Raw genomic sequence first — 18,892 nt, forward strand, 5'->3', positions numbered from 1 at the left:
CCCATCTCGAATAGCAGAATCCGGGCTTTGCCAATAAGCGGCGGCCTTCGCGGCTGGTCGAACCCTGTTTCGAACCACGGGGCCGCTCATGACCAATGTCTGGAGCTCACAATGAAAAAGAATGTCATCGCCACCGCAGCCTTCACCGCACTCGCCTCGCTGACGGCCTCGTCAGCCTTCGCGCAAAGCAGCGTGACCTTGTACGGGGTGCTGGACGAAGGCATCGACTACACCAACAACGCCGGGCGCGGCGCGGTGTGGGAAATGGCAAGCGGTTATGCGCAAGGCAGCCGCTGGGGCATGAAGGGTTCGGAAGATCTGGGTGGCGGCATGAAGGCGGTGTTCCAGCTGGAAAACGGCTTCGACGTGAGTTCGGGGCGGCTCGGCCAGGGCGGCCGCATGTTCGGCCGCCAGGCTTACGTGGGTTTGAGCGACGGCCGGTTCGGCACGGTCACACTCGGACGCCAGTACGACTCGGTGGTCGACTACCTCGCGCAGACCACGGCCAACGGCAACTGGGCCGGCTACCTGTTTGCACACCCGTACGACAACGACAATACGGACAACTCGTTCCGTCTCGGCAACAGCGTGAAATACGCGAGCCCGGAGATCGCGGGCTTCCAGTTCGGCGGCGTGTACAGCTTCAGCAACGACACGAACTTCGCGAACAACCGCGCCTACAGCTTCGGTGGCCAGTATGCGAACGGCGGCCTGCTGATTGCGGCCGCGTACCTGCAGGCGAACAATCCGGGCGTCGGCTCCACCGGCGCGATCACCGCGAACGATGCGAGCTTCATCGCCGGGCGCATGCGGGTGTTCGGCGGCGGCATCAACTACACGTTCGGTTCGGCGACCGCCGGTTTTGCCTACACCAACTCGAACTATAAGGATCCGACCGGCAACGGCTATATCGGCATCCCGCTGGCGGCATCCGGCGTCGGGTTGAACACGCTGAAATACCAGAACTTCGAAGTGAACGGCAAATACCAGTTCACGCCGGCCTTCTTTATCGGCGTGCAGTATGTGTACACGATGGAGAACTACGATGCGTCGACTGGCAGCGTGAAGCCGAAGATTCACTCGGTCGGGTTGATGGCGGATTACAACTTGTCCAAACGCACGGATGTTTATGTGCAGGGCGAGTATCAGAAGGTCGCGGGCGACTCGACCCACTCGATTCTCGACAACGCGTTCATTCCGGGCGTGCAGGCGCCGTCATCGACGGGGAATCAGGTCGTCGCGCGGGTTGCGCTGCGGCACAAGTTCTGAGCGTCAGGGTTTGGAGGGCAGGAGCCGCCCCGTCAGCGGCTCCGCGGGCATAAATGTTCAAATCCTGTTGCATTACTCCGTTGCGTGGACGTGCATCACGCTGCTGTGCATCGACCACGCCATCCACGGACGGCGCAGTGCGACGATCGCGAGAAACGCGCAAGCCGCCAGCGCACCGAAGGTCGCAAAGCCCATCTGATAGCTGCCCGTGCTCTCCTTCGCGATACCCATCACGACCGGCAGATAAAAGCCGCCTACACCGCCGGCTGCGCCGACGATGCCCGACATCAGCCCAGTGCGGCCCGCCCAACGATGCGGCACCAACTGGAAGGTCGCGCCATTCCCCAGACCGAAGGCCACGTACAGGCACAGCAGCAGCGCAATCCCGCCCACCATCGACGGCATCGCGGCGGCGAAGACGAAATCACACAGCGAAATGATCGCGAGCAGTAAGGTCAACGCGCGCACGCCGGACACCTTGTCGGCAATCAGGCCGCCGAGCGGCCGCACCATCGCGCCGGTTGCGGCAAGCAGCGCCATGAACAGACCCGCGTCGATCTTCGACAACTGATACAGGTTGGTCAGCAGCAGCGAAACATACGACGACATGCCGACAAACCCACCGAACGTGATGCTGTACACCAGCATGATCACCCACGTGTCGCGCTCGGCCAGCACCGCGCGATAGCGCTTGGGCAGCACCGCAATCGCCAGCAGCGCACCGACCACCGGCAACAGCAGCACACCGGTCTTGCCCGAACCGAACAAGCCCGCTTCGACCAGCAGCACGAGTACGATCAAACCGGCCAGCGTTACCGCAAAGCTGCCGAACGCGCGCAACACGCTGCCCGATTTGATACCGGAATCGTTGGCCCAGAAGTACAGCGTGATCGCAGCAATCGCGAGCAACGGCAGTGCGCCGGCAGTCGCCATTTGCCATCCGTAGTGCGCCGCAAGTTGCGGGAACAGGAAGCCGTCGAGCACCGCGCCGATATTGCCCGCGGCGGCAAGACCCAGTACCAGGCCCTGCACTTTCGGCGGATAGTTGCTGCCGGCCATCGGCAGCGCCACCGCGAAGCTTGCACCGCCCACGCCGAGGAACACGCCGAGCACCAGCAGCAAGGTATACGACGGCACGAACGGCAACAACGGCAGCACGATCGTCGGCACCGCCGACAGCAACACGCCCATCAGCGCGATGCGTTTGCCGTGCGCCGATTGATAGAGGTTACCGAGCGTCACGCGCAGGATCGCCGCCGACAGCACCGGCACGGCGACCAGCAAACCTTGCTGCGCAGGCGTCATTGCAACGCTCTTGCTGATGAACGGCGCGAGCGGCCCATACAGAACCCAGACGGTGAAGCCGGTGTCGAAATAGAGAAAACACGCTACTAGCGCGCGCCAGTCCCCACTTTTTAGGGAGTTCATCACGTTTTTCATCAGGCATCCTCAAATATGAAGTTCTCAGTGAATGACACGGGAAAGAATCAGACGGTTTCGGCAACCACCGGAATCGAAGCGAGCTTCGAGCGCCGCTCGGCTGTCGTCGCGGGCCGGATCTGGCCGCGCTCCTCGACGAAGGCGACGTTACTGTCCGGCTCGCCACTGTTGACGAAGTGACGGAAGCGCTTGCGCGTTTCAGGATCGGTGACGGCTTTCTTCCATTCGCATTCGTAGGTTTCGACCACGTGCTGCATTTCCGCTTCGAGCTCCGCGGCCACGCCGAGGTGATCGTTGACGACCACGTCGATCAGATAGTCGAGCCCGCCTTCGAGGTTGTCGCGCCACACGCTGGTGCGTTGCAGACGGTCGGCCGTGCGCACGTAGAACATCAGGAAGCGGTCGATGTAGCGCACCAGCGATTCCTTGTCGAGATCCGAGGCAAGCAATTCGGCATGGCGCGGCTTCATGCCGCCGTTGCCGCAGACGTAGAGATTCCAGCCCTTCTCGGTGGCGATGATGCCGACGTCCTTGCCCTGCGCCTCCGCGCATTCGCGAGTGCAGCCGGATACGCCGAACTTGATTTTGTGCGGCGTGCGCAAGCCTTTGTAGCGGTTCTCGAGTTCGATCGCGAGGCCCACCGAATCGCCGACTCCGTAGCGGCACCACGTCGAACCCACACACGACTTCACCGTGCGCAACGATTTGCCATACGCATGGCCCGATTCGAAGCCGGCCGCGATCAGTTCTTCCCAGATGAACGGCAGTTGCTCGACCCGCGCGCCGAACAGGTCGACCCGCTGGCCACCGGTGATCTTCGTATAGAGGCCGTATTTCTTCGCCACCTGACCGACCGCGATCAAACCGTCGGGCGTCACTTCACCCCCTGCCATGCGTGGCACAACGGAATAGGTGCCGCCGCGCTGGATGTTGGCGAGGTAGTAATCGTTGGTATCCTGGAGCGAAGCGTGCTCTTTCTTCAGCACGAATTCGTTCCAGCACGAGGCGAGGATGCTCGCCACAGCCGGCTTGCAGATGTCGCAGCCGAGGCCGTGGCCGTGCTTCTCCAGCAATTCGCCGAAGCTGCGCAAACCCTCTACGCGCACGATGTGATACAACTCCTGGCGCGAATACGCGAAGTGTTCGCACAGGTGGTTGTTGACCGCGAGGCCCTGCTTTTTCATCTCCGCTTTCATCACCTGCGTGACGAGCGGCACGCAGCCGCCGCACGAGGTGCCGGCCTGGGTCGCGCACTTCAACGCGCCGATGTCGGTCGCGCCCGCGCACACGGCGGCGCACAGGTCGCCCTTCGAGACGTTGTTGCACGAGCAGATCTGCGCGCCGGCGGGCAATGCCTCGACGCCGAGCGCGGGTTTCGCCAGACCGTCGGACGACGGCAGGATCAGGAATTCGGGCGATGCCGGCAACTCGATCCGGTTCAACATCATCTGCAGCAGCGTGCCGTATTCGCTCGCGTCGCCGACCATCACGCCGCCGAGCAGATACTTGCCGCACTCGGACACCACCAGCTTTTTGTAGACCTGTTTGCGTTCGTCGCTGAACTGATACGCGCGGCTGCCCGGCGTGTTGCCGTGCGCGTCGCCGATGCTGGCGACGTCCACGCCCATCAGCTTCAACTTGGTGCTCATGTCGGCGCCGGCGAATTCCGCCGAGTCGCCGAGCAGTTGCTTCGCCACCGTGCGCGCCATGTCATAACCCGGCGCGACGAGGCCGAACAGTTGACCGTTCCACAACGCGCACTCGCCGATCGCATAGATGTGCGGGTCGCTGGTGCGGCACGCGTTGTCGATCACGATGCCGCCGCGTTCGCCGAGCGCGAGGCCGCTCTCGCGTGCAAGGTCGTCACGCGGACGAATGCCCGCGGAGAACACGATCATGTCCGTGTCGAGGAAGCTGCCGTCGGCGAATTGCATGCGATGCGTGCCGTTTTCGCCGTCGACAATCGCCGAGGTGTTCTTCTGCGTGTGCACCGTCACGCCGAGTTCCTCGATCTTGGTGCGCAGCACGCGGCCGCCGCCTTCGTCGACCTGAACCGCCATCAGGCGCGGCGCGAATTCGACCACGTGCGTTTGCAGGCCCATGTCGCGCAGTGCCTTCGCGCATTCAAGACCGAGCAGGCCGCCGCCGACCACCGTGCCGGTCTTCGAGCGGGCGCCGCATTCCTGCATCGCTTCGAGGTCGTCGATGGTGCGGTAGACGAAGCAGTCGGCGCGTTCACGGCCTTGCACGGGAGGCACGAATGGATAGGAGCCCGTGGCGAACACCAGCTTGTCGTACGGTAGCGTCTCACCGGTCGATACCGTCACGGTGCGCGCGTCGCGATCGATCGCCACGGCTTTCGCATTCAGCTTCAGCAAGACGTTCTGGCGTTCGAAGAAGCCCGGCTCGACGAGCGACAGATCGTCCGCCGTCTTGCCTGCGAAGAATTCGGACAGATGCACACGGTCGTACGCCGGGCGGGATTCTTCGCACAGCACGGTGATATCGAGGCCGTGCGCCGCGTCTTGTGCGAGGCATTCGACCAGTTTGTGGCCGACCATCCCGTGACCGATAACGATGATTTTCATGACCGCGGCTTCCTCAATGTGCTGGGCTCGAATCGCTGCCGAAGGGCTGCTGCGCGAAAGCGATTCCGGAAATAAAAACGGCGTCCCGCGAACCCAGTCGATGACTGAATTCGGGGGACGCCGTTGTCCTGACCTGTGCTGCGGCGAGCGCCATGTTGTTGCGCTCGCGACGGATCCACGTTGATCCGATGACAGGCTTAATGCAAAGCTTGTGCCAACCGTGCAAAATTCCCACTGCAGCACCGTGGCACGGGGCCCGGCGGCGAATGGCACAGACGTGCCGTCAGTCCGGGGCGCAATACGTTTTGATGCAGCGAGGCACAGGGGTGGTGCGACGCAGCACTGCGCGCGTGCTTGAGCCCAGCCTAATCACCAAAGCCCAATTCGGCCTCGACCGCTTGCCCGACGCGCAGCCACGTTCCGGCGCCGCGCGCAACGACTGCATTGTTGCCGAACGTCAGCGCACCATTTCGCTGCGGATTCGCCCGGTAGAGGCTCATGGTGTCGGTGGGCTCGTTCGGCCAATCGGGATCGGGCGCGCCCTTCGCCTGATCGATGGTCGGCATCGGGCAGCGCGAGCACAGCTTGACCAGTTGCAACTGCACGGCCCGATCCCCGGCTGCGTCGACATTCAGGCTCTCGACATAATCCTCTTCGTACGCATCGAGTCCCGTCAGTACGACGTTGGGGCGAAACCGGTCGATCGGAATCGACGGAGCGCCCTTACTGTTCAGGCGCCGGTTCAGATCGTCGAGCGAGGCCTGGCCGATCACCAGCAGCGGAAAACCATCGGCGAAATGCGTGGTGGCGCCGCCGACACTGCCGGTGTAGTCCGGATCGACAATCCGCGCGCGCTCGGGATTGAAGCGCAGAAGCCGCGCCGGCACGCCGAGAAACGCTGAAAACCAGGCGGCGCTTTCTTCGCCGGCGTCAAGCCCGTAGGCCGCGTCGTCCCAAACCACGGTTTGCACCGGTTGCGGCGCGCTGAGTCCGGCGGCGTCGAGCGGCGTGCGCAACTCGCTCATGCCCGGCGCGCGAATCACGAGGTCACGCTCGCCGAGTTCGACATGAATCAGCGCCATGCGGGGATACGCGCGCTGTGTGAGCATCGCACCGCCCGGGTCGGTGACCATCCAGTATCGGTCGTATTCGAGGCCGGTGGCGAGCAGGCGTGCTTCATTGAGCGCAATGCCGGCGCAGGATTTGATCGGATAGACAAAAAGCTCGCTGATGGTGGGCATGGTGTGGAGCGTGAGGAACACGCGATTTCTTGTGTTGATGCCCGATTGTAAAACGCTGCGGCGCATTGAACGTCCTGCCTCGGCACGCCTGCTGAGCGAGGGTTTGCGCCGGGGGATCCCGAATCCGGCGGGATTCGGCGCGCTGCTTGAAACCGGCTGGGCCATGCGGCCGTTTCTTCCGGCCGCGCTTGGACGTAAAATCCCCAGGCGAAGCGCTCTGGCTAAAACAAGGCTGGCAAGTTTGCCTGGAAGCATCCCTACCGTAACCGAAACAGGAAATTGATTATGCTGAGCAAACCCGTGTTGACCGTTGCCGAAACGACCCGAATCCTCGAAGCCGCCCGCGCGGAGGCCGAGAAGAACCAGTGGGCCGTCGCCATCGTGGTGGTCGACGATGGCGGTCACCCGCTCGGCATGCTGCGTCTGGACGGCAGCTCGCCGGCCAGTTCGTACATCGCGACGGAAAAAGCCCGCACTTCGGCGATCGGCCGCCGCGAAACCAAGGTATACGAAGACATGATCAACAACGGCCGCACCGCATTCCTGAGCGCGCCGCTGCAAGGCACGCTGGAAGGCGGCGTGCCGGTGATCGTCGACGGCCAGGTGGTCGGCGCGGTCGGCGTGTCGGGCGTGAAGTCGGATCAGGACGCGCAAATCGCCCGCGCGGGTATTCAGGCAATCGCCGCTTAAGTTCGCATTTCGCTCGAAATCCGTTCAAAGCGACGGCAATAAAAACGACGCACAACACGGACCGATGCCCCCTCATCGGTCCCATTCAAAGATGGAGCAGTCGATGACTCAGATGAACCCGCGCGGTGGACTGCAAGTCGCCGCCAATCTCGACCAGTTCGTCGAAACCGAAGCCCTGCCCGGCACCAGTATCGACAGCGCCGCATTCTGGTCAGGTTTCGACGCCCTCGTGCACGAGCTGGCGCCCAAAAACCGTGCGCTGCTGGCCGAGCGCGACCGCCTGCAAACCGAACTCGACACCTGGCATCGCGCCAATCCGGGCCCGGTGCGCGATCTGCGCGCGTACCGCGCCTTCCTCGAAGGCATCGGCTACATCGTGCCGGTGCCGGCGAGCGTCAAAGCCACGACCGACCAGGTGGACACTGAAATCGCCGAACAGGCCGGACCGCAGCTCGTCGTGCCGCTGTCGAATCAGCGCTATGCGCTGAACGCAGCGAACGCACGCTGGGGCAGCCTGTACGACGCGCTGTACGGCACCGATGCGATCCCCGAAACCAACGGCGCCGAAAAGCAGAAGGCCTTTAACCCGGTGCGCGGCGCCGCGGTGATCGCATATGCCCGCAAGTTTCTCGATCAGGCCGCACCGCTCACGAACGGCTCGCACGCCGACGCCACGCTTTTTAGCGTCGAAGGCGGCAAGCTCGTCGTCACGCTGAAGAGCGGCAAGACCGAACTGAAAGCGCCGGCGCAATTCATCGGCTATCAGGGCGATGCGAGCGCACCGTCCGCCGTGCTGTTGAAGCACAACGGCCTGCACTTCGAAATCCAGATCGACGCGAACGATTCGATCGGCAAATCCGATTCGGCGCATGTGAAGGACGTGCTGGTCGAAGCGGCGGTGAGCACGATCATCGACTGCGAAGACTCCGTTGCAGCAGTCGACGCGGACGACAAGGTCCAGCTCTATCGCAACTGGCTCGGCCTGATGAATGGCGACCTGGCGGAGGAAGTCACGAAGGGCGGCAAGACCTTCACGCGCCGTCTGAACGCCGACCGCGTGTACACCGCCGCGAACGGCACAGCGCCGGTCGTGCTGCATGGCCGCTCGCTGCTGTTCATCCGCAACGTCGGCCATTTGATGACGAACCCGGCCGTGCTGACCAAAGACGGGCACGAGATTCCGGAAGGCATTCTCGATGCCGTCATCACCACGCTGTGCGCGCTGCACGACCGCAAGCACAAGCTGAATTCGCGCACCGGCTCGATCTATATCGTGAAGCCGAAAATGCACGGCCCGGCCGAAGTCGCGTTCGCGAGCGAGCTGTTCGCGCGCGTCGAAGACCTGCTCAAGCTGCCGCGCAACACGATCAAGATGGGCATCATGGATGAGGAGCGCCGCACGAGCGTCAATCTGCTCGCCTGTATCGGCGAAGCGTCCGAGCGTGTCGCGTTTATCAACACGGGTTTCCTCGACCGCACCGGCGACGAAATGCACTCGGCAATGGAAGCCGGCCCGATGATGCGCAAGGGCGACATGAAGTCGAGCGCATGGATTACGGCGTACGAACGCAGCAACGTGCTGGTCGGTTTGAGCGCGGGCCTGCGTGGCCGCTCGCAGATCGGCAAGGGCATGTGGGCGATGCCCGATCTGATGCATGCCATGCTCGAACAGAAGATCGTGCATCCGAAGGCCGGCGCGAACACCGCATGGGTGCCCTCGCCGACCGCCGCGACGCTGCACGCGCTGCACTATCACCAGATCGACGTGCAGGCGATTCAGCAGGAACTCGAACGCACGGACTACTCGACAGTGCGCGACGAACTGCTCGACGGCCTGCTGACGATTCCGGTCGTCGCCGAGGCGAAGTGGAACGCGGACGAGATTCGCAGCGAAATCGAGAACAACGCGCAAGGCATTCTCGGCTACGTGGTGCGTTGGATCGATCAGGGCGTGGGCTGCTCAAAGGTGCCGGACATTCACAACGTCGGCCTGATGGAAGACCGGGCGACGCTGCGTATTTCCAGCCAGCACATCGCTAACTGGCTGCATCACGGCGTGGTGACGCGCGAGCTGGTCGACGAGACTTTCAAGCGTATGGCGAAGGTGGTCGACGAGCAGAACGCGGGCGATCCGCACTACAAGCCGATGGCGCCGGGCTTCGACACGCTGGCGTTCAAGGCCGCGCAAGCGCTGGTATTCGAGGGGCGCCAGCAGCCGAGCGGCTATACGGAACCGTTGCTGCATAAGTTCCGGCTGGAAGTGAAGAAGGAGCAGTAAAGGCTTCTTTGGCGGTGGCTTGGGTATAAGGCTCGATCTTTCGGGCCCGCCCGGGTCGCAGCCGAAAACCAGGCCGAAAAAAAAGGCGGGCGCCGGATAATGCGGCGCCCGTTTTTTAATTTGCGCGTTGCTGCTGCTTGAAGCTGTAGAAGCTGTTGAAGCGGCCTCTTATCCTTAAGCCGCTTCAGCCGTATATTGCGCCGGCACGCTGGCCTGCATATTCGCCTGCAGATACGATTGCAGATACGCTTCGAAATCCGCTTTCACTTCCGGATGACGCAGCGCGAATTCAACCGTCGCCTTCAGGTAGCCCAGCTTGCTGCCGCAATCGAAGCGCGTGCCGAAGTAGCGGTACGCGAGAACCTGCTCTTCAGTCAGCAGCGATTGCACCGCATCGGTCAATTGCAGCTCACCGCCGGCCCCCGGCTTGAGCGCACGGATATGCTTGAAGATGGTCGGCATCAGCACATAGCGGCCCACCACGCCGAGGTTCGACGGCGCCTTGTCCGGTGCCGGCTTTTCGACGATGCCCGACAGCTTGATCACATTGTCTTCCCACTCGCGGCCGTCCACGACGCCGTACGAGCGGCTGTCTTCACGCGCGATGGTTTCGACGCCGATCACCGAGCTGTGATAGTGGTTGAACGTGTCCACGAGTTGGCTCATCACCGGCTTCTCGCTGTGCAGCAAGTCATCCGCCAGAATCACGGCGAACGGGCTGCCGCCCACCAGTTTTTCGGCGCACAGCACCGCATGGCCCAGACCGAGCGCTTCGGCCTGACGCACATAGAAGCAGTCGACGTTGGCCGGCTTGATGCTGCGCACGAGGTCGAGCAGCTTCTGCTTGTTGCGCGCTTCGAGTTCCGCTTCGATCTCGTAGGATTTATCGAAATGATCTTCGATAGCGCGCTTGCTGCGGCCCGTCACGAAGATCATCTCGGTGATGCCGGCGGCAATCGCCTCTTCAACCGCGTATTGGATCAGCGGCTTGTCGACGATCGGCAGCATTTCCTTGGGACTTGCTTTGGTAGCCGGCAGGAATCGTGTCCCGAGGCCCGCTACGGGAAACACAGCTTTGGTGACTTTCAGCATGGTAGGCATTCCCACATCGGTTAGAAATTAGTGTGTCGCGGGCCTGGCGGCCACTCGATGTCGCCGAAAAGACTAACAAAAAATTAATTCATTTCTGGCGTTATTTTTTCGATTCGAATAAATAAATCGATTCTCTTTCGTCATTCCCGATCGTGGCCTGTATCAGGAAACAATTACGTAGCGGGATCGAATTATTTCCGGAAATCCCGAAAATTTTACGTATTCGGCGAAGCGGATATCGGCGAGCCTCAAACGGGTCCGGACGCGAATCGCGGACCCGCTCAGGCGCTCCCGGGCGCCGCTCACTCGTGCTCTTCGAGTTGAGGCAGCTTGCCTGGGTTGATCCGAAAACGGCGGATCGGCTCGTTGCGCAGCGCCTCCCGGTAGGCGGAGGCGGCGACAAGGATCAGCAGCACGGCAATGCCGGCGAGTAAATGCAGGTTCATGACTTCACCTCAGGTCAAGAGAATCCGTGCCTTAAATTAGCACGAAAAAACCGGCAAATAATTCGCTGTAGCATGTGCTTATGCCTAATTACAATTCGTCACAAAATCGCCATTTAATTCGATTCGATACGCAATTTTTTATGGATTTTTTGCCTCCGTGGTGCACTAGCATGTGATGCACCACGGGCGCGTACGGCGCGCCCGGCAATAAGCTTTTTCTTCCTTCAGAATAAGGACCGCGCATGAGCGACTCAGCCCTGAATGCCGCCGGCTCATCCCTGCCCCTCGCCCCGTCACGGCCGGCAGCCGCGCCGCGCGCGCAGAGCGAAACGCTAGCCGACAGCGCCGGCAAGGAACACGTGATTGACGCAATGCGGGGCTTCGCCGCGCTTCTGGTCGCGTATTTTCATTGCCGCCAGGTCGAATGGGTTGGCATGCAGACCTTTCACCAAAGCGTCGGCCATTCATTCAGTCTTAGTACGATTGCCGCGTATCTGACGTTCCCGATTGCGTGGGGCTCGGCCGGTGTGCCGATTTTCTTCGTGATCAGCGGCTACTGCATTCATCGTGGCGGCGCGCTGCGCCTCGCGAAAAATCCCGACTACCGGCTCGACACCGGCAATTTCTGGGTGCGCCGCTTTGCGCGCATTTATCCGGTGCTGCTGGCGGCGCTCGTGCTGACTTTTGCGCTCGACTGGTTCAGCTTGCAGTTGCCGCCGGTCAATCACAAGATCCGCGAGATCGGCCTGCAGGCGTTCCTTGTCAATCTGTTTTCGCTGCAAGGCGTGGCCGGCAAGACGTATGGATCGAACGGCGCGCTCTGGACGCTATCGCTCGAAGTGCAGTTCTACGCGATCTATCCGCTGCTATTCGCGCTGCGCCGGCGGCTGGGCATGACGTCCGTGCTGGCGATCGTCGCGGCGATCAACGTGGTGTCCGCCTATGTGCTCGAGCGCCACGATATCCAGTTCTTCACGTCCTATTGGTTTTCGTGGACGCTCGGTGCGTGGATCGCCGATGCGAAGACCCGTGCCGCTCCGGATGCGCGTTCGTCGATCTGGCTCCACGCGCTGGCCGCGGCGTTCATCGCGCTCGGCTGCGCAGCGTTCCATTTCGGGCAGTACGGCGCATTCCAGTTCTGGGCGGTCGGTTTCGCGTTCTACCTGTATAAGGCGCTGGAACGCCGCAATGCGGATACGCCAGGCGTGCGTCTTTTGTCGCGCTTCGGCGACTTCAGCTTCTCGCTGTATCTGATCCATCTGCCGATCTTCGTGCTGCTGTCGTCCATTCTGTTCCGCTCGTCGCTGCAAATGTCGATCTGGCCGTCGTTCGGCTACATGCTGGTGGCGGTGCCGGTGGCGTACGTGTTCTACCGGCTGGTCGAACTCCCGGCAATGAAGTGGTCGGCGAGTTTCAAGCCGCGCACGGCGCGATAAAAAAACGGAGCGAAGGCCCTCAGGACTTTCGCTCCGCTGCGCTAACGACAGGGATCGGCCACGTCCCTGCCCACCCGCGCGTTAAATCACCTTTTGCCCAACCATCCGCTCAAGCGCCCGCGCGAGCACCTCAACGCCCCGCCACGCGCTTCAGAATCCGCGCAACACCCTCCACATAGGTTCCTGTCCCAAACCGGCTCAACGCCGTCTGATACCCATTCCTGACGAGCTTATTGCGCAGCTCGTCGTTCGAGCGCAATTCAGCGAGCGTATCGGCGAGACCGTGTGCGTCGCCGGGCGTGCACAGCATGCCGTTTTCGTAGTCGTCGACGATCTCCAGCACGCCGCCCGCGCGTGCCGCCACCACTGGCCGCTGCGCGAGCATCCCCTCGACGATCACGCGGCCGAACGGCTCCGGCGTGATCGAGGTATGAACGACGGCATCGACCGCGCACATACAAGCCGCAATGTCATGCTGGAAGCCAAGAAAATGCACCCGGTCGCCGAGGTTGTGCGCGTGAACGAAGGCATGCAGGTCGATCTCGTACGCCTCCTCGCCAAACAACGGGGCACCCACCAGCACCGCATGCATCTGCGGATTGAGGAGCATTGCTTCGAGCAGCACGTGTTGCCCCTTCCAGCGCGCGAGGCGGCTGAACGAGCCAGCCAGAAACACCTCCTGCGGCAGGTTCAGACGCCGGCGCAGCGCCGCTTGCGGGACTGTGCGCAACGCGTCGAACGGTGCTGCGGAAATGCCGTTGAACACCACGTCGATACGCTTTTTGTCGAACTGCGTGAGCTCCGCGAAGGCGCGAGCGGAAGCCGCCGAATTGGCGATCACATGCGAGAGGCCGAGGCGCGCGCACCACTTGATGATCGCCAGTTGCTTGCCGCCGAAATGCTCGGGACTCACGATATCGCGCAGATGCCAGACCACCGGCCGCCTCGCGAGCTTGCCGGCAATCGCGCCGATCACCATCGCGCGCTGCGTGTTGGCGTAGATCACCTCGGCGTTGCGCGCGTGTTTCACCGTGGCGCGCACGAGCGACATCAAGCCCTTGAGCGCCTGGCCCTTTGGCAATGACCCGCCACGCTTGCGGACATTGCGCAATGCGCCGGCGTCCAGCACGTTGACGGTCACGCCGGTCCTGGCAAGCGCGCTACGGAATGGGCCGTCGTCGAACAGCACGACTTCGATGCGCGCGCGCAAGGCTTTGACGATCTCCAGCAGCGACAACTCGGCGCCGCCGAGCACGCCACTCTGGTCGACCGCGAGAATGCGGGGCGCGCTGGCAGCCGCGTCGGCTTTATAGGGGACGTACGGCGGCAGCGTCGCCGAGCGCATTGCCGGCACCGAATCTCGCACATGGGCGAAGAAACGTTCGCGGAAATGGGCGGCGGAGAACCGCTCGGCGTTCGCGCGGCAATCCACCGGCGAAAAACGCTTCATGTGGCCGTCGAAACGCTCGACCGCCGCAATGATCGACTCGGTGTTCTGCTCGTCGAAGAACATGCCGGTGGGCCGCGACTCGGACAGATCGCGCACGGTTTCGAGCGCTCCGCCCTTGCCGTACGCGATCACCGGCGTGCCGCACGCCTGCGCCTCGACCACTGAAATGCCGAAGTCTTCTTCCGCGGCGAACACGAACGCTTTCGCGCGGCTCATTTTTTCCTTGAGTACCTTGAACGGCTGGTAGCCCATGATCTCGACATTGGGCCCCGCCTTCGCGCGGATCTTCTGCATGTCGGGGCCGTCGCCGATCACTACCAGCTTGCGCTCCGGCATCCGCGCGAACGCTTCGACAATCAGATCGATCTTCTTGTACGGCACCATCCGCGAGGCGGTCAGATAGAAATCATCCTTCTCGGTATATAGCGAAAACGCTTCGACGTCGACGGGCGGAAAGATCACCTGCGCTTCGCGCTGATAGACCTTCTTGATTCGCCGTGCGATGAAGTCGGAGTTCGCAACAAAGCCGTCCACCGAATTCGACGTGCGGATATCCCAGTTGCGGATGTAATGCAGAATCAGCCGCGCCATCGCCGACTTCGGCCCGGCGGTCAGCTTCGACTGCTGCAAGTACTGGTGCTGCAGATCCCACGCATAGCGGATCGGTGAATGCACGTAGCTGATATGCACCTGATCGGGACCGGTCAGAATGCCCTTCGCCACTGCGTGGCTGCTGGAAATCACCACGTCGTAGGCCGACACGTCGAGCTGCTCGATCGCGAGCGGCATCAACGGCAGATACGTGCGGTACTTGGTGCGTGCGAGCGGCAGTTTCTGGATGAACGAGGTCGTGACCGGCTTGCCGCGCAGGAAGCTGCGATCGTCGAGAAAATCGACGAGGCTGAACAGGTCCGCGTCCGGAAAGCACGCGACGATCTGTTCGAGCACCTTCTCGGCACCCGCATAGGTGACGAGCCAGTCGTGCACGATCGCGACACGCACCGTCTTGTCGCGGCGCAACGCCGTGTGGCGCGGCGGCGCCTGAACGCCCGGAACGGTGGAGAGTTCAGCCAGTGCGCTGCGCGTCGCGGCTTGCAGCACGGCTTCTTCAAGGACTTCGTGGTTCATGCGCTTTTCCTCGGATTCAGTCGCAACAGCAGTGAACGCGCAAGATCGCGCAAAGCGGGTGTCATCGTGATTGACCAGGCGACGTTCGCGCCGACCATCAATACGCCGGCGACAATCGCCAAAGCGAGACTCGGCAGGAAGCTGGCAAGCCACAGGCCGGCCAGCAGAAAAGCGAGGTGGGCGAGCATGTCGAGCGCGATCTGGCGCGCGCGAATCGCCGACAGGCGCAGCAGCACGGCGTAATCGAACAGTGCCCGGCCGGCCACAGCCATCGCCGCGCCGGTCAAGCCGAAATGGGTGATGCCGAGCCACATCGCCCCTGCAAACAAGGGCAATTCGAACAAGCCGACGCGCGCGGCAGTGGCCGGGTTGACCTGCGACTGGATCAGAATCCGTGTCACGTTCGCCTGGCCGACAAGCCACACGGCGACAATCAGGATCCGGCCCACCGGCGCCGCCACGGTGGCGATCTCATTGCCGACCCACAGATGCAGGAACGGCTCGAGTACGAGCATGGCGACCAGCGCGACCGGCGTGAACACGCCGTTGAGAAACTCGAGCGACTGCTGCGTGATGGTGTCCGCGTCCGCGCGGCCCACGGCAGACAGGCGCGGAAACAGCGTGCGCACCAGCGCGGTCGGCACGATATTCAATCGCGTCACGAGGTTCTGCGGCACCGTGTAATAGGTAACGAAACGCGCGCCGAGACTCGTGCCGAGCATCACGCGGTCGAGCGATTCCGCGATCATGTTGGTGACGCTCGCAATCAGCATCCAGCCGCCAAAGTTGAAGAGTCCCTTGGCCACGCCGAGCTGCGGCGGAAGAATGCTGCGAATGTCCAGCACCTTCAGCGCGGAACGGCCCAGCAGAATCGCCGCCAGAATCCGTGCGAACACCGCGGCGGCCAGCACGTTCTGCAAGGTCGCGCCCATCCACAGCGCAGCGCCGAGCGGCAGCAACTGGAACAGGAAGGTGCCGATGGTCTGATTGGTGTTGTAGACGCCGAAGCGTTCGGCGCCGTTGATCGCGCCGGCGAACACCCACGACACGTTGGCAATCGGAATCGCCACCGCGAGCCACGGCAGCGCCATATAGACCTCGTGCTGCAATTCCGGCGACACCTTGGTGAAGTACGCGGTGTACAGAAACGCGCCGAAATAAATGATCAGGCCACCGACGATGCCGGTCGCGAGATTGAGCCACGTCGCGCTCCAGAACACGCGTGCGCTCTCGCTCCCGTCGCCCGAGGCGCGTGCCTTCGAGATATGGTTCTGCGCAGCCATGCTCATGCCGAGATCGAGAATCCCGAAGTAGCCGATCAGCGTCCACACGAGACTGATCACGCCGTAGCGCTCGACGCCGAGCAGCTTGATATACGACGGCACGGTCACGAGCGAGACGAAAGTCGGCAGTACCAGCCCGAAGAAGTTGATCGCTACGTTCTTGAGAATGCCTTTGTCCATCGGATGCCTTGGGTTTGACTACATTTGCCTGGTATTACGAAGAAAGCGTTCATGCCGTGCGGCGCCTCACGGCTTCCAGCGATACATCATTACTTTCCCGCGCGCGTCTTCTTCGACGAACACGAGGTACTCGCCATTGCTGCGTTTCGCGGCGCTGATGCCGTTGGGCACGTCGACCCAGCCCGAGGCGCGGCCTACTTCCGGGCCTGGACGGATCACGCCGACCTCGCGGCCGCTGTCCTTGTCCCACACGTGCACCGCGCCGACCGGCTCGACGCCGAAGAGGTATTGCCCTTCGAGCGTGAGACCGATAATCGTGGCGATGGGTTGGGTCTGTGTGGTCCACGGCAGCGTGATCGAATAGCGCTGCACCGGATTGCCGCTCGACCATTTGTCGTAGCGCACCAGCACGCGGCCCACTTCTTTCCAGAAGCCGCGATCGGCCGGCGTATCGGGCGTATAGCCGGTCACATACATCGTGTCGGTGTCCGGGTCGTAGATCGCGCGATGCAGTTCGGTGAACGGTTGCGGCACCGGGTATTGCGTGAGATTCGAATACGAGTAGATGGGGTTGCCCTTCGCATCGAGGCCGCCGAAACGGAAGCGGTAGATGCCCTTGTTATCGCGGGTGCGCCAGATGTCGCCGGCGCTATCGACCCACCAGCCCCAACCGCCCGCGAGCTTCGTGCCGCTCGTATTGAGCGTGAATTCGTCCGTGTTGAACTTGCCGTCGCCGTTCACGTCGCGCCAGATCCAGTCGCCGCCCGGCGGCGCATTCGGCACCTTGGCGACGGCGCGCTCGCGCCCGGCGATGAAGCCCGAAGGAATCGCCACTTCGCCGTCCTGCTGCGCATCGAAGCGATAGATCTTCAGGTGGTCCGCGTACATGTCGGTCAGGTACAGGAACGTGTGGCCCTTGAGCTTGCGGGCGATCGGCAAGCCGGGATACTGGTCGGTGTGAAAGACAGGGTCGTCGGGATACTTGAAGCGGTTCGACAGAAAACCCGCGTATTTCCAGTCCTGACCTGCAGGCTTCGAGAGATCGAGTTCGAAGCGTTTGTTGCCCGTGTAGACGCTATCCGGACGTGACGGGTCGATCCATGCGCCGTCGACGAACAACAAGCCTTGCACCTGCCAGTTCTGTTTGCCGTCCGGTGCATAGCTTTCGAGCGTGGCGCCGAGGCCCGCGCCGATCGGGTCGTAACGCGGTCCGATGCCGTTGGTCGACACATAGACGTTGCCGTGCGCATCCACGCCGACGCCGGTCAGACCGTTGAAGCGCTGCGGTCCCGGCTTGCCGGGGACGCCGCTGAAAATACCGCCGCGTTCGCCGAGCGAGCCCGACTCCGCGTAACGGCCATTGCTCTTGCCGAAGAACAGCACTTGCTGACGCGGACCGTTGTCGGCGATCAGAACGCGGCCTTGCCCATCGACAGCGATATCGACCGCGACCGAATCGGCGGGCAGCGTGAAGGTTTCGTCGATACGCTTGCCGGCGGCGGTGTAGTGCTCCACATGGGGCGCCTTATCATTGCGCGTACCGCTCAATACCCAGAGCGTGCCGTCGAGGGCGAGCGCAATGCGGCCCGGTTCGTGCACGGTCCAGGTGGTTTTCTGCTGCATCGACTCCGCGTCATACACCTCGATGCGATCGCGCGCGGTGTTCGCCGCGTAAAGCGTGGTGTCATTCGCCGCCAGACCGCCGATTTCGGCACTCGTGCCGGTCGGCACTTCGTTCATCATCAGAAAGCCGGCTGCCAGTTGCGCATGCGGGTCCGCGCCGTTCGCGGCCGGTTGGAACGGCGCGGCGCGCTTCGGATCGGCGATCAGCCGGCGCGAAATACCGAACCATTGCTTGCCCTTTTCCGGCCACACACCCTGCTCGACCAGACGTCCCTTTTCGTTGCCGACCGCGATCGCCACGAAGGCGTACTTGCGATTCACCGCGATCGCGCTGCCGCCGCCGTTGCCCCAACCGTGCGTGCCGCCCGCGAAGCCCAGCATCTTGCCGTTCTGGTAGACGCTCGCTTCGGCGCCGCTTTCGTCCCACGGTGCGTTCGTATAAACCTTGCCGTCGGGTGCGACCGCAATCGCCGTGATGTTGATCTGCGTCCACGTGCCGTCGCCGAAACCGAAGGTGTTGCCGACCCAGGAATTTTTCGCGTTCAACACGGTTTCCGCGGATGCCGTGAAGCTGACCGATGCCGCCGTCATGCCGGCCGCACAGGCGAGTACAGCAAACCAGGTTTTGAACGTGAAACGGGCCAAAGTAATTCCTCCAATCCGGGCCGTGCCGCGATCGGGCACATAGCCCGCGCGGATGCAAAATCCAATGAAGTGACAGCAGAGACCGCTAGAAGCGACGCGAGAA

General features: G+C 62.5%; 12 protein-coding genes. 4 read left to right on the top strand and 8 right to left on the bottom strand.

The window, feature by feature from the left end; translation table 11 throughout:
- Nucleotides 1-111 precede the first annotated feature (111 nt).
- On the top strand, nt 112-1,269 hold the full coding sequence (locus P3T22_RS03625) for a porin (RefSeq protein WP_063496206.1): 1,158 nt from the start codon (nt 112-114) through the stop codon (nt 1,267-1,269).
- A gap of 72 nt (nt 1,270-1,341) precedes the next feature.
- On the opposite strand, the gene P3T22_RS03630 is transcribed toward P3T22_RS03625, so the two are convergent.
- The 3 genes from P3T22_RS03630 to P3T22_RS03640 form a co-directional block, all read right to left on the bottom strand.
- Nucleotides 1,342-2,709: an MFS transporter gene (locus P3T22_RS03630; protein WP_063496207.1), complete on the bottom strand. Its 1,368-nt coding sequence runs from the start codon at nt 2,707-2,709 to the stop codon at nt 1,342-1,344.
- A 47-nt stretch (nt 2,710-2,756) separates the two neighbouring features.
- Nucleotides 2,757-5,297, bottom strand: a complete 2,541-nt coding sequence (nirB, locus tag P3T22_RS03635; protein WP_063496208.1) for a nitrite reductase large subunit NirB — start codon at nt 5,295-5,297, stop codon at nt 2,757-2,759.
- A gap of 365 nt (nt 5,298-5,662) precedes the next feature.
- Entirely contained in the window at nt 5,663-6,538 is an 876-nt protein-coding gene (locus tag P3T22_RS03640; protein WP_063496209.1) for an MOSC domain-containing protein, read from the bottom strand.
- A gap of 285 nt (nt 6,539-6,823) precedes the next feature.
- Here P3T22_RS03640 and P3T22_RS03645 point away from each other — a divergent pair, with 285 nt between their 5' ends.
- Both P3T22_RS03645 and P3T22_RS03650 read left to right on the top strand, forming a co-directional pair.
- Entirely contained in the window at nt 6,824-7,228 is a 405-nt protein-coding gene (locus P3T22_RS03645) for a heme-binding protein (protein ID WP_063496210.1), read from the top strand.
- 103 nt (nt 7,229-7,331) lie between these two features.
- Entirely contained in the window at nt 7,332-9,506 is a 2,175-nt protein-coding gene (locus P3T22_RS03650; RefSeq protein WP_063496211.1) for a malate synthase G, read from the top strand.
- 174 nt (nt 9,507-9,680) lie between these two features.
- On the opposite strand, the gene galU is transcribed toward P3T22_RS03650, so the two are convergent.
- Entirely contained in the window at nt 9,681-10,598 is a 918-nt protein-coding gene (galU, locus tag P3T22_RS03655) for a UTP--glucose-1-phosphate uridylyltransferase GalU (RefSeq protein ID WP_063496212.1), read from the bottom strand.
- A 302-nt stretch (nt 10,599-10,900) separates the two neighbouring features.
- Complete coding sequence (locus P3T22_RS03660; RefSeq protein ID WP_181448365.1) at nt 10,901-11,044, bottom strand: hypothetical protein; 144 nt, start codon at nt 11,042-11,044, stop codon at nt 10,901-10,903.
- 242 nt (nt 11,045-11,286) lie between these two features.
- Here P3T22_RS03660 and P3T22_RS03665 point away from each other — a divergent pair, with 242 nt between their 5' ends.
- Nucleotides 11,287-12,480: an acyltransferase family protein gene (locus P3T22_RS03665; RefSeq protein WP_429324244.1), complete on the top strand. Its 1,194-nt coding sequence runs from the start codon at nt 11,287-11,289 to the stop codon at nt 12,478-12,480.
- A gap of 130 nt (nt 12,481-12,610) precedes the next feature.
- Here the strand turns inward: P3T22_RS03665 and P3T22_RS03670 are convergent, their stop codons facing one another.
- The 3 genes from P3T22_RS03670 to P3T22_RS03680 all read right to left on the bottom strand — a co-directional run bounded on the left by P3T22_RS03670 (nt 12,611) and on the right by P3T22_RS03680 (nt 18,789).
- Nucleotides 12,611-15,058 carry a glycosyltransferase family 4 protein gene (locus P3T22_RS03670; protein WP_429324245.1) on the bottom strand — a complete coding sequence of 816 codons (2,448 nt, stop codon included), beginning with the start codon at nt 15,056-15,058 and terminating at the stop codon, nt 12,611-12,613.
- Nucleotides 15,055-16,521 (bottom strand): flippase, encoded by a 1,467-nt coding sequence (locus P3T22_RS03675; RefSeq protein WP_429324246.1) that lies wholly within the window; start codon nt 16,519-16,521, stop codon nt 15,055-15,057. The genes P3T22_RS03670 and P3T22_RS03675 overlap by 4 nt, the downstream gene beginning before the upstream one ends.
- Before the next feature lie 66 nt (nt 16,522-16,587).
- Entirely contained in the window at nt 16,588-18,789 is a 2,202-nt protein-coding gene (locus P3T22_RS03680; protein WP_429324247.1) for a hypothetical protein, read from the bottom strand.
- Nucleotides 18,790-18,892 lie beyond the last annotated feature (103 nt).

It is taken from the genome of Paraburkholderia sp. GAS348, from assembly GCF_050434205.1.
Lineage (GTDB): Bacteria > Pseudomonadota > Gammaproteobacteria > Burkholderiales > Burkholderiaceae > Paraburkholderia.